The sequence below is a fragment of the Arthrobacter sp. 35W genome, assembly GCF_000482545.1.
Classification (GTDB): domain Bacteria; phylum Actinomycetota; class Actinomycetes; order Actinomycetales; family Micrococcaceae; genus Specibacter.
Genome location: NZ_KI519454.1, coordinates 41,225 through 55,045 on the forward strand (window position 1 = coordinate 41,225; position 13,821 = coordinate 55,045).

The following is a 13,821-nucleotide window of genomic DNA, read 5'->3' on the forward strand; positions in this document are numbered from 1 at the left end:
GGACAAAGCCCCGCCGCAGCGGCGGGGGTGGTGGTGCGGCGGTGTCTATCCTGCCAGCAGAGCCGGGAGCACGTGGTCGGTGAGCAGCGGGGCCAGATCATCGTGGTCCGCCGCGCTGTCCAGCGCCATCCACCGCAGCTGGGCGATCTCCGCGGCTGGGGTTGCGGTCCAGGTGCCCGGGGCGGTGAAGACGGTGGCCTCGATGTCGGTGGCGGCCTCGTTGGCGGCCACGGCCGTCCAGACGCCCAGCAGCACCAAATCCGCAGGATCCACCTCGATGCCGACTTCTTCGCGCAGTTCGCGGGCGGCGGCTTCGGCGGCGTTCTCGCCCGGTTCGGGCTTGCCGCCCGGGTGCATGAACTTTTCCGTGCCCGCCTTGCGGACGGTCAGCAGCCGTCCGGCGTCGTCGTACACGCACACGGCCGATACCTTCAAGAGCTTCCTCACGCGTCAAGTCTAGGGGGAGGGAGGGGATGCCCTGTCCAGGCCGGGAGCGCAGCCGTGCCGGGTGCGCCGCAGGGCCCGGTGCCGAAGCGCCGGGCCCTGCTTGGAAACTGCACATTGGTGCGCGAGGCGGGATTCGAACCCGCGACCTTCCCTTTAGGAGAGGGACGCTCTATCCTGCTGAGCTACTCACGCGTGCCACCGCCGGGGCCCAAGCCTGCGGGCCTCGTGCGGTTGCGCTCACTACCTTACCGGTCCCGAAGGTGTGCTGCGGACAATGCCCACAGCGCGTCCGCGAAGGTCCCTGCGCGTCCCTGCGCGGCCGTCAGCCCGGACCGTCAGGCCAGGCGGTCAGGCGGCCTTGCGGGCCCGTCCGGTGTACAGGGCAAAGCCACAGGCCAGCACCGACAGGAGCAGCAGCACCCAGGACGCCACCACCAGCACGCTGGCCAGCGCCACCGTCCCGGCGTTCAACTCCGCGGACATCAGCATGGAGCCGACGGCGACATTGGCGCACAACTGGACGACGGCGAACAGCAGGGGAGCGGCCCACAAGGCCCAGCGCAGCTGCTTCTTCGCCACATTGACGGCGATGAGCACCAGGGCGCTGAAGCCAAAAACCAGCGGGAACAATGTGCCGGCCGTCTTGTGGACGTAGTCCAACTGGCCCAGGGCGTCCTCGTTCATGGCCGCGCGGAGCTGGTGGACATAGGCCGTGTCGAACCCGCCGATGAGGGAATCGGGCATGGCCAGGCCGCCGGAGAGATCTGTCATTTGGTTCAGCGTCAGCAGGTGGAAATACCAAAACAGGAACAGGCTGGCCACCAGAGAGGCAATGACAATCAGGTTCGCGTTGCCGGCCGCCTTGGCTGGATCCCGGGGCGCGCCGGGGTTCGCCGGAGGCTGGTTGGCGGCGGGGACGGCCTTGGCACCATGTTTGGCAGCACGCTGTGCTGGGGTTTTCGACATGCCTCCATTATCCCGCGTGCCGGGGCGCCCGGGCGCGCGCAGCGTGGGGGCGCTAGGGTGGTGCCGTGGCCAATGACCTGGATCCCTCCCTTTCCGACAACGAGCTGGCTGCCGCCCTGCTGCGCCAGGCCGGAACGCTGGCGCTGGAGATGCGCGCCCACGGCCTGACGGGTGAACGCAAGACGTCCATTTCCGACGTCGTGACGGCCGCGGACAAGGCCGCGGAGGCCTGGCTGCTGGGCCAGCTGCGCCGCTGCCGCCCCGAGGACGGCATTCTGGGCGAAGAGGGTGCCAGCCACCACGGCAGCAGCGGCCGCGTCTGGGTGCTGGACCCCGTCGATGGCACCTACAACTTCCTCTCCGGTTCCAGCTACTGGTGCTCGGCGCTGGCCCTGGTGGCGCGTCCCGCCTCCGCGCCCGGAGCGGGCACCGACGACGACGCCTGGCTGGCCGACGCCGAGCCGCTGCTGGGCGCCGTCTACCAGCCACAGGAGGACTCGCTCTGGCTGGGCGGCATCGGTGTCCCGGCCACCCGCAACGGCGTGCCGCTGCCAGCCATCGACGACAACCCCGCGGCCCAGATCAGCGCCGGGACCTACATCCATCCGGGCTGGCTGTCCGAGCCTAGGGCGGCCGGTCCCTGGACGGCGGCGGCCCTGCTGCCGGCAACCTTGCGCATGTTTGGTTCGGGCTCCTGCGACCTTGCCCGGGTGGCGCAGGGCCAGCTGGGCTGCTGGTTCCAGCACAGCTGCCCGCCCTGGGACTGGCAGCCGGGCAAGGCCCTGGTGCACGCCGCAGGCGGGGACACTGCCGTCGTCCGCGTCAACGGGCTCGACTGGTGTGTGGCCGGCCCGCCCACCGCCGTCCGCGAGGTCTCGGCGGCGCTTCGCAGCGGCGCCCTGCCTGCATAGTTACGGCCTGGCGGAGCCGTCGTCGGCGGTGCCAACTAGACTTGGATGACCATGGATATGTTGTTTGACGCCTACTCCGCGCCCCGCCAGAGCCCGCCCGCACCCGTGCTGCCCAGCGCCGAGGAGCTGCTGCAGGGGCTCAACCCGCAGCAGGAGGAGGCCGTCAAACACGCCGGATCGCCGCTGCTGATCGTTGCGGGCGCCGGCTCCGGCAAGACCAGGGTGCTCAGCAACCGCATCGCCTACCTGCTGGCCACGCGCCGGGCGCATCCGGGCGAGATCCTGGCCATCACCTTCACCAACAAGGCCGCGGCCGAGATGCGCGAACGCATCGGCGCCCTGGTGGGGGATCCGGCGAAGAACATGTGGATCTCCACCTTCCACTCCTCCTGTGTGCGCATCCTGCGCCGCGAGGCCACCACCATCGGGATGAACTCCAACTTCTCCATCTACGATTCCGCGGACTCAATGCGCCTGATCACCATGGTGGCCAAGGGGCTGGATCTGGATCCCAAGCGCTTCGCGCCCAAGGCGATCTCCCACAAGATCTCCGCGTTGAAGAACGAGCTCATCGACGCCGACGACTACGCCGGCAGTGCGAATTTCAACGATCCCTTCGAGGCCGCCGTCGCGGAGGTCTACAAGGGCTACACCCAGCGGCTGCGCCAGGCCAACGCGATGGACTTCGACGATCTCATTGCCCAGACCGTGTACATGTTCCGGGCCTTCCCCGGCATGGCGGATTCCTACCGCCGCCGCTTCCGGCACGTGCTGGTGGACGAGTACCAGGACACCAACCACGCCCAGTACGCGCTGGTGAAGGAAATCGTGGGCTCGGTTTCGACAAGCTCGACCGGCGGGGGAACCGGCATTGAGCCGGCGGAGCTTACGGTGGTGGGTGATTCCGACCAGTCCATCTATGCCTTCCGCGGCGCGGACATCCGCAACATCGTGGAGTTCGCCAAGGACTACCCGAACGCCCGCACCATCAAGCTGGAGCAGAACTACCGCTCCACGCAGACCATCCTCAGCGCCGCCAACGCGGTGATCTCCCGCAATCCCAACCGGCCGGAGAAGCGCCTGTGGACGGCCGAGGGCAACGGCGAGAAGATCATCGGCTTCGTGGCCGAGAACGAGCACGAGGAAGCCCGCTTCATTGCCGAGGAGATCGACCGCCTCCAGGACGAAAGCGATCTGCGCCCCGGCGACGTGGCGATCTTCTACCGCACCAATGCCCAGTCCCGCTCCATCGAGGATGTGCTGGTGCGCGTGGGCCTGCCCTACCGCGTGGTGGGTGGCACGCGGTTCTACGAGCGCAAGGAAATCAAGGACGCCCTGGCGTACCTGCGGGCGCTGGTGAACCCGGAGGACGACGTCAATGTGCGCCGCATCCTCAACGAGCCCAAGCGCGGCATCGGCGACCGGGCCGAGGGCGCCGTGGCGGCGCTGGCCGAGCGCGAGCGGTGCAGCTTCATGGCGGCGCTGCGGCATGCCGACGAGGCGCCGGGCATGGCCACACGCTCGCTGAACGCCGTCAACCAATTTGTGAAGATGATGGACGACCTCAGCGAAGTGGCCGCCGGGTCCGGTGCCGCCTCCGCGCTGGAGGCCGTGCTGGAGCAGACCGGCTACCTGGCCGGGCTGCGGGCCAGCACCGACCCGCAGGACGAGTCCCGGGTGGAGAACCTGGCCGAGCTGGTCGCCGTCGTGCGCGAATACGAGCGCGACAACCCCGAGGGCACGCTGGGCGGCTTCCTGGAGCAGGTGGCCCTGGTGGCCGACGCCGACCAGATCCCCGACGCGCCGGAAGGCTCCAGCGCCGATGCCGCAGCGGCCGTGGCCGAGGCCCGCCGGCTGGGCGTGGTGACGCTGATGACGCTGCACACGGCCAAGGGGCTGGAATTCCCGGTGGTCTTCCTGACCGGCATGGAGCACGGCCTCTTCCCGCATTCGCGCTCTGCGACGGATCCGAACGAGCTCGCCGAGGAGCGCCGGCTGGCCTATGTGGGCCTGACCCGCGCCCGCAAGCGCCTCTACCTGACCCGTTCCGAGGTGCGCAGCCTGTGGGGCCAGAGCCAGTACAACCCGGCCAGCCAGTTCATCGACGAGGTGCCCGCCGAGCTGATCGACTGGAAGCGCGAGGGCACCGCCCGCACCGCTCCGGCCGCCGGCGGGGGATCCTTCGGCAGCAGCCGCTACGGCGGGTCCTTCTGGGGCGCCGGCTCCGCTGTGGGCGGGCGCGACGGCGGGGAGCTGCCGCCGAGCCTGTCGGCCCGCACCACCGCCGGCCGGGTGCAGCCGCAAAAGGAGGTCATCGCCGTCGTCGTGGGGGACAAGGTGAACCACACGAGCTTTGGCAACGGCACCGTGCTGGCCGTCGAGGGCGCCGGGGACAAGACGGTGGCCAAGGTCCGCTTCGACATTGGCGAGAAGCGCCTGCTGCTGCGCTACGCACCGCTGGTCAAGGTGGACTCCTAGGCATGCCGAGGAGGATGCTGGCCCCGTCCCTGGCAGTCCTTGCGGCGGTGCTGCTCGGCTGCACCGGCTGCGTCACCTTCACCAGCCCGGACCCGGCGGCGGGCACCTCGGCCGCGGCGCCGTCGTCGTACCTTGACCGGCTCAAGGCCGCTCCGGTGGCCACGCCGGCACAGGAGGCCCCCGGGCCCGACGGCGTCGCCGTCACGGCCTTCATCACCGAGGACCGCAACATTGCCTGCGCCATGACCTTTTCCCGTGCGGGCCAGGCGGCCAGCCCGTGGGAGCCGAGCAACTTCGACGACGACGCGCTCAAGAGCGCGCCGCTGGTCCCGGTGGTGGACTGCCAGCTGGCCGGCTATCCCGCGCCAGCGGCTGCAACCGACGATTGCGCCGGCACCCACCTCGGTTTCCTGGGCGGCACCGTGCGGCTCAGCCCCGACGCCGTCGCCTACGGAAACTGCCGCGCCGGCGTCACCGCGATGGAGGCCGCCTACGGGCCCAAGGGCACGCCGTCGGACATCCTTGCGGACCTGCCGATCCTCGCCCCGGGGCAGGGCATCGACGCGTCCGGCTACCGCTGCGCGCCTCTGGACGATGGGCTGGCCTGCGCCAACCTGTCCAACGGCGTGGGGTTCCACATCGACCGGGACGCCTTCACAGCACTTCCCTAGCCGCTGCCGGGTGCACAGGCCAGCAAATGTGTCGTTGTTCACTAAACAGGTAGTCTGGGGGAGGGGCCAATCCCCTCTGCACTAAAGTTCCCCTTGGAGCATCAGCACCTGATTCCTTCCATGCGTTACAGCCATGCGACGGTGCAGGCCTGTGCTTCGCAGTCCCAGGACTGGACAGAACACTACTTCGACGTAGAAGGACACAAACCCGTGGACCTGTTTGAATACCAGGCGCGCGACATGTTTGAGGCACACGGAGTCCCCGTGCTTGCCGGCATCATTGCGCACACCCCTGAAGAAGCAAAGGCAGCAGCCGAGAAGATTGGCGGCGTCACCGTCGTCAAGGCACAGGTAAAGGTTGGTGGCCGCGGCAAGGCCGGCGGCGTCAAGGTGGCCAAGAGCGCGGATGAGGCGTTCGAACACGCATCTGCCATCCTCGGCATGGACATCAAGGGCCACACCGTCAACACTGTCATGATCGCCCAGGGCGCTGACATTGCTGAAGAGTTCTACTTCTCCGTTCTGCTGGACCGCGCCAACCGCAACTACCTGGCCATGTGCTCGGTGGAAGGCGGCATGGAGATCGAGGAGCTCGCAGTCGAGCGCCCCGAGGCTCTGGCCCGCATCGCCGTTGACCCGGCCGTCGGCATCGACGCAGCCAAGGCTGACGAGATCGTTGCCGCCGCAGGCTTCTCCGCCGAACTGGCCCCCAAGGTCGCAGCGACCATCATCAAGCTCTGGGACGTCTTCAAGAAGGAAGACGCCACCCTGGTTGAGGTCAACCCGCTGGTCCGCACCGGCGCCGGCGACATCGTGGCCCTGGACGGCAAGGTCTCCCTGGATGAGAACGCCGACTTCCGCCACCCGCACCACGTTGAGCTCGAGGACAAGGCAGCAGCCGACCCGCTCGAAGCCAAGGCCAAGGCCGCAGACCTGAACTACGTCAAGCTGGACGGCGAAGTTGGCATCATCGGCAACGGTGCAGGCCTGGTCATGTCCACCCTGGACGTCGTTGCCTACGCTGGTGAAAACCACGGCAACGTCAAGCCCGCCAACTTCCTGGACATCGGCGGTGGAGCATCCGCCGAGGTCATGGCCGCCGGTCTGGACGTCATCCTCAACGACCCCCAGGTCAAGAGCGTGTTCGTGAACGTCTTCGGTGGAATCACCGCCTGCGACGCCGTTGCCAAGGGCATCGTCGGCGCGCTGGCCGAGCTGGGCTCCGCGGCGAACAAGCCGCTGGTTGTCCGCCTGGACGGCAACAACGTCGAAGAGGGCCGCCGGATCCTCAACGAGGCCAACCACCCGCTGGTCACCCTGGCCGCCACCATGGACGAGGGCGCCGACAAGGCCGCCGAACTCGCCCACGCCGCGAAGTAAAGCGAGGACTTTTACTATGTCTATCTTTCTGAACAAGGACTCCAAGGTCATCGTCCAGGGCATCACCGGCGGCGAGGGCACCAAGCACACCGCCCTGATGCTCAAGGCCGGCACCCAGGTTGTCGGTGGCGTCAACGCCCGCAAGGCCGGCACCACCGTGCTGCACGGCGACGTTGAACTGCCCGTCTACGGCACCGTCGTCGAAGCCGTCGAGAAGACCGGCGCCGACGTCTCCATCGTCTTCGTGCCGCCGGCCTTCACCAAGGCCGCCGTTGTCGAGGCCATCGAAGCCGGCGTTCCGCTGGTTGTCGTCATCACCGAAGGTGTGCCGGTACAGGACTCCGCCGAGTTCTGGGCCCTGGCCCAGTCCAAGGTCGACGCCGACGGCAAGCAGATCACCCGCATCATCGGCCCGAACTGCCCCGGCATCATCACCCCCGGTGAGGCACTGGTTGGCATCACCCCGAACAACATCACCGGCAAGGGCCCGATCGGCTTGGTCTCCAAGTCCGGCACCCTGACCTACCAGATGATGTTCGAGCTGCGCGACCTGGGCTTCTCCACCGCCATCGGCATCGGTGGCGACCCCGTCATCGGCACCACCCACATCGACGCTCTGGCTGCCTTCGAGGCAGACCCGGAGACCAAGGCGATTGTGATGATCGGCGAGATCGGTGGCGACGCTGAAGAGCGCGCCGCTGACTACATCAAGGCCCACGTCACGAAGCCGGTTGTCGGCTACGTTGCAGGCTTCACCGCTCCGGAGGGCAAGACCATGGGCCACGCCGGCGCCATCGTCTCCGGCTCCGCTGGTACGGCACAGGCCAAGAAGGAGGCCCTCGAGGCCGCCGGCGTGAAGGTCGGCAAGACGCCGTCCGAGACCGCCACCCTGCTGCGCGAGGTCTTCGCAGCCCTGTAGCACCCGCACCACCCGGCGGCCCGCCACCTTCTTCGCGAAGGTGGCGGGCCGCCGTCGTTCCCCCGACACGCAATTGCATTCAGGACGCGCGTTCCCGGTTGGGACATGGCTACAACTGCATCCTGGGCGGGGGACTGCGTCGCGGGCTGGGGGTAAGGGGCCTCCGCTACGCCTTGGTGACGGCGTCGCCGTGCGGGGCTTCCAGCCGCAGTCCGCTGAGGTCCGGGCCGCTCTGGCCGCTGATCCGCACTGCCGTGGCCCCGGCGCCGGCGGCGATGACCCTTCCGCCCACGGTGAGCGTGCCCACCGGGCCCTCAAGGTCCACTGTGGCCAGCGCGTCGCCGGCGGTCGCCACGTCCCCTCCGATGTCCACCGTGCCGATGCTGCCTGTGGGCTTCACGCTCAGGGCGATGGCCGACAGGGGCATCAGCACCCCCTTGACGAGGCTTTCGCCCGTGCCGCCGGAGGTGGAGAGGCTGCCTGTGATGGTGAGGGAGGGCAGCTCGCGGCTGACCTGGATGCCCACCGAGCCGTCGCCGCGGGTGGTGATCGATTCAAAGCTGGCCGCCTTCAGCGAGCCGTCATAGACATTGAAGCCCCGTGCGCCCAGCCCGGTGGTCACGATGGGAGCCTGGACGGTGAGCACGCCGATGTCGCCGAAGTTTACGAAGCCGATGCCGCTGGGGCCGTGCGAGGTGACAGCACCCTGGGCCGTCCAGTGCGCCACCTCTCCCCAGTTGTCCAGCACCATGTCGTTCTGCCCGAACGTGGTTGTGGTCCCACGGTTCACCACCTGGGCAACCCTGGCCCCGCTGATGACGAAGACGCCGCCGCTGATCAGATCCGGCGTTCCGGGAGCGATGCCGCCGTCGGAGAACACCTCGCCGGTGGAGAGCAGTTCCACGGCCACGGTGCCGCCGTCGGCCTTGCCGGCCTTGTTCCCGTGCCCACCGACGAAGACGCCGCCGCCGCGGACCGGGGCCTCGCTGCTGCCGGCGGAGATGTTTTCCAGCCGGGCCGTTAGTACGACGGCGGCGTCCGGCTGCCGGTTCCACAGCGTGAAGGCTCCCTGCAGGGCCTCGACGCCGAAGCCGGTGGGCCTGTCCACCCGGCCGCGGGTGTCCGCCTCGGCCACGTGGACGCCGTCGGCCTCCACCCGGCCGGCGTGGATGCTGCCCTCGGCGGTCAGGTACACCTGCCCGGAAGTGGTGACATTCTTCAGCCGAAGGGTGCCCAGATCAGCCACGGAGGGATCGTTGTAGATGGCCAGCTCATGGGCCGAGGTGCGCACAGTGGTGTCTGCAAGGGAGTTGTTGCTGGTCAGCCGCAGGCCCTTGGCCCCGAAGACCAGCTCCCCGCCGCGCAGGGCGGTTCCGGGCGGAAGCGTCACCGAGGGCATGCCCTTCAGCGTCCCAGAGACTTCGATCTGCGCGGCGCCCGCCGCCAGTGCCTCAGTGAACTGCGCCACATCCGATACTCGTGTCCACGCCACAACGCCACCACTTTCCTGGTCAAAGATTGCCGATCCACTGTCCGTCAACGGGCCGCCATCGGCCCCGCCAAAATGCACTGTACGCGCGATTCCTGCAATGTGTGTGTGAATTTCCCTGCCGTCGCGGCGGGCCGGACGGGACTAGGCTAGCGGGATGACTGATCCCGATTTTGTCTCCCGCCAACGCTTCATCCCCGTCGCGGCCGAAGAGATCTTTGACGTGCTGGCCGTGCCCGCGATGCACTCGGTGATCGACGGCTCCGGCACCGTCCAGGCGGCGCAGCCGGGCGGTCCGGAACGGCTGTCCCTTGGCGCCCGGTTCGGGATGGAGATGAACATGGCTGTGGACTACAAGATCCTGAACACCGTTGTCGAGTTCGAGGAGGGACGCCGGATTGCCTGGCAGCACGTCGGCAGACATATCTGGCGCTACACCCTGGAACCGGCCGACGGCGGCACCCTGGTGACGGAGGAATGGGACGCCCGCGGGAGCGGGTTCCGGCTGCCCATGCGCCTGCTGCGCTACAAGTGCCGCAATGCCGTGGGCATCGAGCGCACCCTGGCCAACCTCGACGCGCACCTCACCGCCGGGGCCTAGGCTTTCCATGGCACCCCCGCTGGCTCCGCGCATGGGCACCGTGGATGTGGACGATCTGGCCCGCTTCGACGCGCTGGTGGCCGCCGGCGCTGCGTCTATGCACGGCTGGCATGTGCAGTCCATCGACCTGTCTGAGCGCAGCGCCGTGCTGCGCCGGCTCCGCGCCGCCGGTGCGATCTTCATGGGCTGCCACTTCGCCCCGGGGCTGGAGGATTCGCTGCGGGCCCGCGGAGCCCTGCTCTTCCCGACGCTGCCGGGCATCCCGTTCAATGCCTACCGCGGCCGGCTCTACACGGGAGCCGAGCTCTACGAGGGCATCTCCGGCTCCCCATATGAGGGCACGCCTGACGCGCTGATCTACCAATGGGCCCTGCAGGCCGGCCGGGAGCGCTCGCTCGACGCGACCCTGGCCACGGCCATGCACGACCACGCCATCTCTGATGCCTTGGACGATGAACTGAACGACGGCGCCCTGGCCGGCGCGCCCGTGGTGGGCGTGATGGGCGGACACGCCGCGGCGCGAGGGAGCAGGGATTATGCGACGGCGGCCCGGCTGGGGAGGCTGCTGGCCCGCTCGGGCAAGGTGGTTGCCACCGGCGGCGGCCCCGGAGCGATGGAGGCAGCCAACCTGGGCGCCTACCTCTCACAGGAAGACGACGGCGCCCTGGACCAGGCGCTGGCGGAGCTGGCAGCGGTGCCCGGGTTCCGGCCTTCGGTGTCGGCTTGGGCGCGGGTGGCGGCCGCCGTCGTCGAACGCCATCCGGCAGGGGCCACCAATCTGGGCATCCCCACCTGGTTCTACGGCCACGAACCACCCAACATCTTTGCCACCCACATCGCGAAGTACTTCGCCAATTCGATCCGCGAGGCCATGCTGCTGGAACGCTGCACCGGGGGCATAGTGTTTCTGCCGGGGGCTGCCGGAACGGTGCAGGAGATCTTCCAGGACGGCTGCGAGAACTACTACGCTGCCGAGGAGGCCGTGGCTGCGATGGTGCTGGTGGGCCGGGCGCACTGGGAGAAGGAGCTGCCCGTGTGGCCGCTGCTGTCCACGCTGGCCGCCGGCCGGGCCATGGCGGCACGCATCCACTGCGTGGACACCATCGAGGAGGCCTGCGCCGTCCTGGCGGGCTGACGCTGCCGGCCGGGGCGCCGGCTGAGGCCCGTCAGCCCAGCACTGTCCCGAAGGCCAGGCCCAGCACGTAGGTGGCGGCCGCGGCGCCGAAGCCGATGGCCAGCTGGCGCAGTCCGCGCGACAGCGGCGAGGCCCCGGATAGCAGCCCGACGACGGCGCCGGTGCCCAGCAGGGCCAGCCCCACCAGTGCGCAGGCCAGCACGAGGGCCCACAAGCCGGTCATGCCGAAGATGAACGGGATGATCGGGATGATGGCACCGGAGGCGAAGAAGCAGAAGCTGGCACCCGCCGCGCCCCAGGCGGTGCCCAGGGTCTCATGCTCGTCCGTCTCCTGGAACTTCTCCGGCTGCAGGGACAGGCTGGGATCGCAATCGCAGGTGAAGGCGCCCAGGCGCTCCGCGGCGCGGTGCTCGGCGGCCTCCTGGCTCATGCCCCGGGCCAGATAGATGAGCACCAGCTCGTTGTTTTCCAGATCCAGCGACTGCGCCGCGGACAGCGTGACCTGGGTGGGGCGGGAGGCATCGAGCAGCTCGCGCTGGGAGCGGACGGAGACGAACTCCCCGGCACCCATGGACAGGGCCCCGGCCAGCAGCCCGGCGATGCCGCTGAGCAGCACCACTGTGGAGGAGACGCCGGTGGCGGCCATGCCCATCACCAGGGACAGGTTGGAGACCAGACCGTCGTTGGCGCCGAACACCGCGGCCCGGAAACTGCCCGAGAGGCTGATGCGCCCGCTGGTGGCCAGGGCCCGCACCACCTCCTCATGGATCTGCTCGTCCGCGGCCATGGAAGGCGTGGCGTCGGCATCGGTGGCGTAGGGGGAGCGGGACTCCGCGCGCTGCGCCAGGGCGAGGACGAAGACGGAGCCGAAGCGCTTGGCCAGCATGGCCAGGATGCGGCTGCGCAGGGAGGCCTTGCGCGGCGGATTGGCGTTCTCGCCCAGCAGCGCCAGCCAGTGGTGTTCGTGGCGCCCTTCGGCCTCAGCCAGGGCCAGCAGGATGCGCTGCTCCTCGCCGTCGCGCTTGGCGGCCAGCTCGCGGTAGAGCGCGGCCTCGGCGCGTTCATCGGCCAGATACTGGCGCCAGCGCTTGATGTCGGCTGGGCTGGGGATGCGTTCCGGCACGGCGGTCCTCCTCGGGTCAGCCATCACTGTAGCCCTTTGACGGCGGGAATACTGGACGGTAAACCTCCCCCGAAGGTTTCGGTGCGGCGAATTTCCGCCCCCACCGCAGAGCCCGCCGAAAAACCGTTCCCGGGTCTTGACGGCGGACGTGTGGAGGGTCATATTTAACGAAGTAGTTAATTAACAGATTGGTTAAACGCGAATGGCCACGGACCAGCTCAGCCTGATCTTCGCCGCACTGGCAGACCCCACCCGGCGAGCCATCCTGGCACGCCTCAGCGAGGGTGACGCGACGGTAACGGAATTGGCCGAGCCGTTTGCCATCTCGCTGCCCGCCATCTCCCGGCATCTGAAGGTGCTGGAGGTGGCCGGGCTGATCACCCGCAGCAGGAACGCGCAATGGCGCTCCAGCAGGCTCACGGCCGGGCCGCTGCGGGAAGTGGCCGCCTATATGGAGCAATACCGCCGGTTCTGGGACGAGAGCCTGGACCGGCTGGATGCCCACATCAAGCGAATCCAAAGGGAGCAAGGGAAATGACTACTGAACAGAACACGGTTGACACATTGGCCCGCGAGGGCGAGTCCATGGCTGTGGATGGCACCACGCTGAGAATCGTGCGGATCTTCGATGCACCACGCGAACTGCTCTACGCGGCCTGGACCGATCCGGATCAGTTGGCGCAGTGGTGGGGGCCGGAACACCTGCACACCCCGCGCGAGAGTGTCCAGATCGACGCCGTCGTCGGTGGCATCTGGACGGCCACCATGGTGGTGGATGAGAGCGGGGAGGAGTTCCCCTCGACCGCCCACTTCACGGTAGTGGAACCGCCGTCGCTGCTGGAACTGCACGAGCCGCCGTCGGAGTTCTTCCCCTTCGACGTCACGGCGCGGATCACCTTCGAGGACCTGGGCGGACGCACCCGGATGACGATAGTGCAGCACTTCGACACCGAGTCCTTCGATTTCGGCGATTCGATCACCGGCTGGGGCACCTCCCTGGAGAAGCTCCGCCGCCTGGCCTCCTGAGGCCGTCGTCCTTTGCATCTGTGCGACACCTACTGTCGCACAGATGCTAGTGGTGGCCGGTTGTCACCGGTTGTCACCGGTGGTCGGGGTGCAGGGGGAAGTGGAGTTCGACGCCGGTGCGCCGGCCTGTGGCGGCGACGGCGACGGTGATGGTCCCGCCCTGTGGGTGCCAGCGGGGAGGGGCGACGGCGCGGTCCAGGGCGGCGCCCAGGCCGGCCGGATCTGCACACCACAGCCGCAGCCACACCCCGGCGCAGCGGAATTCGACGGTGCCGAGCAGGGCGTCCACGATCGGCAGCACGCGGACCGCCGCCGGCACAGGCGCCGGTGTGGCCGCCAGCATGGCCGCCGGCGTGGACGCCAGAGTGGATCCCGGCGCCGCGGAACGAACAGCGGCAGCACCGGGGCGCAGGGAAACAGTGGGGGAGGGGGTGGCGGAGTGGGCCATGGCGGCAGCCTTCGATCGATGCTCTTGACCGCGCCGGTTGTCTCGAGCCCGCCGCGGACCGCTTCCTCATCCGAGCCACCCGGGAACATGGGGTTGGCGTGTGGCAAGTCGGAGCTTGGCACCACATCTCTTGAAGCTGCACCCAGCCTAGGCCCAAGAGGCGCCGGGGCGCACGAAAACGGCGGCCGGTCCGCGCCATGTGACGCAATCCGACCGCCGATTCCGGT

The 13,821-nt window shown here is 68.7% G+C and carries 14 protein-coding genes, 1 tRNA gene and 1 riboswitch; of the genes, 9 read left to right on the top strand and 6 right to left on the bottom strand.

All coding sequences use genetic code 11. The features are described from left to right. Positions 1-45 precede the first annotated feature (45 nt). The 3 genes from K254_RS0100225 to K254_RS0100235 form a co-directional block, all read right to left on the bottom strand. Positions 46-447, bottom strand: a complete 402-nt coding sequence (locus K254_RS0100225; protein WP_026553697.1) for an NUDIX hydrolase — start codon at positions 445-447, stop codon at positions 46-48. A 115-nt stretch (positions 448-562) separates the two neighbouring features. Then, a tRNA-Arg gene (locus K254_RS0100230) sits at positions 563-639 on the bottom strand. 156 nt (positions 640-795) lie between these two features. Next, the gene (locus K254_RS0100235; RefSeq protein WP_026553698.1) at positions 796-1,413 is read right to left on the bottom strand and encodes a hypothetical protein; all 618 of its coding nucleotides are present in this window, start codon (positions 1,411-1,413) and stop codon (positions 796-798) included. A 65-nt stretch (positions 1,414-1,478) separates the two neighbouring features. Between K254_RS0100235 and K254_RS0100240 the strand changes: the two genes are divergently transcribed. From K254_RS0100240 to sucD, 5 genes are all read left to right on the top strand, one after another. Further along, positions 1,479-2,324 carry an inositol monophosphatase family protein gene (locus K254_RS0100240; protein ID WP_026553699.1) on the top strand — a complete coding sequence of 282 codons (846 nt, stop codon included), beginning with the start codon at positions 1,479-1,481 and terminating at the stop codon, positions 2,322-2,324. Positions 2,325-2,375: 51 nt separating this feature from the next. Then, a complete protein-coding gene (gene pcrA / locus K254_RS0100245) occupies positions 2,376-4,802 on the top strand; it encodes a DNA helicase PcrA (protein WP_081709786.1) in 2,427 nt (808 codons plus the stop codon). Between the two features lie 14 nt (positions 4,803-4,816). Continuing rightward, a complete protein-coding gene (locus tag K254_RS0100250; RefSeq protein ID WP_026553701.1) occupies positions 4,817-5,473 on the top strand; it encodes a hypothetical protein in 657 nt (218 codons plus the stop codon). A 210-nt stretch (positions 5,474-5,683) separates the two neighbouring features. Further along, positions 5,684-6,853 (top strand): ADP-forming succinate--CoA ligase subunit beta, encoded by a 1,170-nt coding sequence (sucC, locus tag K254_RS0100255; RefSeq protein ID WP_026553702.1) that lies wholly within the window; start codon positions 5,684-5,686, stop codon positions 6,851-6,853. 16 nt (positions 6,854-6,869) lie between these two features. Beyond that, a complete protein-coding gene (gene sucD, locus K254_RS0100260) occupies positions 6,870-7,772 on the top strand; it encodes a succinate--CoA ligase subunit alpha (RefSeq protein WP_026553703.1) in 903 nt (300 codons plus the stop codon). 166 nt (positions 7,773-7,938) lie between these two features. Here sucD and K254_RS0100265 read toward each other — a convergent pair whose 3' ends face one another. Continuing rightward, a complete protein-coding gene (locus K254_RS0100265) occupies positions 7,939-9,240 on the bottom strand; it encodes a hypothetical protein (protein WP_196810841.1) in 1,302 nt (433 codons plus the stop codon). A gap of 178 nt (positions 9,241-9,418) precedes the next feature. Here K254_RS0100265 and K254_RS0100270 point away from each other — a divergent pair, with 178 nt between their 5' ends. Together K254_RS0100270 and K254_RS0100275 are read left to right on the top strand one after the other, a co-directional pair. Further along, positions 9,419-9,862, top strand: coding sequence for an SRPBCC family protein (locus K254_RS0100270; RefSeq protein ID WP_026553705.1), 444 nt, complete (start codon positions 9,419-9,421; stop codon positions 9,860-9,862). Positions 9,863-9,869: 7 nt separating this feature from the next. Continuing rightward, complete coding sequence (locus K254_RS0100275; RefSeq protein ID WP_026553706.1) at positions 9,870-10,997, top strand: LOG family protein; 1,128 nt, start codon at positions 9,870-9,872, stop codon at positions 10,995-10,997. Between the two features lie 31 nt (positions 10,998-11,028). Here the strand turns inward: K254_RS0100275 and K254_RS20910 are convergent, their stop codons facing one another. After that, positions 11,029-12,120: a VIT1/CCC1 transporter family protein gene (locus tag K254_RS20910; protein ID WP_231391706.1), complete on the bottom strand. Its 1,092-nt coding sequence runs from the start codon at positions 12,118-12,120 to the stop codon at positions 11,029-11,031. A gap of 202 nt (positions 12,121-12,322) precedes the next feature. Between K254_RS20910 and K254_RS0100285 the strand changes: the two genes are divergently transcribed. Together K254_RS0100285 and K254_RS24610 are read left to right on the top strand one after the other, a co-directional pair. Next, a complete protein-coding gene (locus K254_RS0100285; protein ID WP_026553707.1) occupies positions 12,323-12,658 on the top strand; it encodes an ArsR/SmtB family transcription factor in 336 nt (111 codons plus the stop codon). Next, the gene (locus K254_RS24610; protein ID WP_051388586.1) at positions 12,655-13,146 is read left to right on the top strand and encodes an SRPBCC family protein; all 492 of its coding nucleotides are present in this window, start codon (positions 12,655-12,657) and stop codon (positions 13,144-13,146) included. Before K254_RS0100285 ends, K254_RS24610 begins: the two co-directional genes overlap by 4 nt. A 73-nt stretch (positions 13,147-13,219) precedes the next feature. Here the strand turns inward: K254_RS24610 and K254_RS20920 are convergent, their stop codons facing one another. Further along, positions 13,220-13,594: a hypothetical protein gene (locus tag K254_RS20920; RefSeq protein ID WP_051388588.1), complete on the bottom strand. Its 375-nt coding sequence runs from the start codon at positions 13,592-13,594 to the stop codon at positions 13,220-13,222. A 15-nt stretch (positions 13,595-13,609) separates the two neighbouring features. Continuing rightward, positions 13,610-13,730, bottom strand: a riboswitch (SAM riboswitch). Positions 13,731-13,821: the final 91 nt, after the last annotated feature.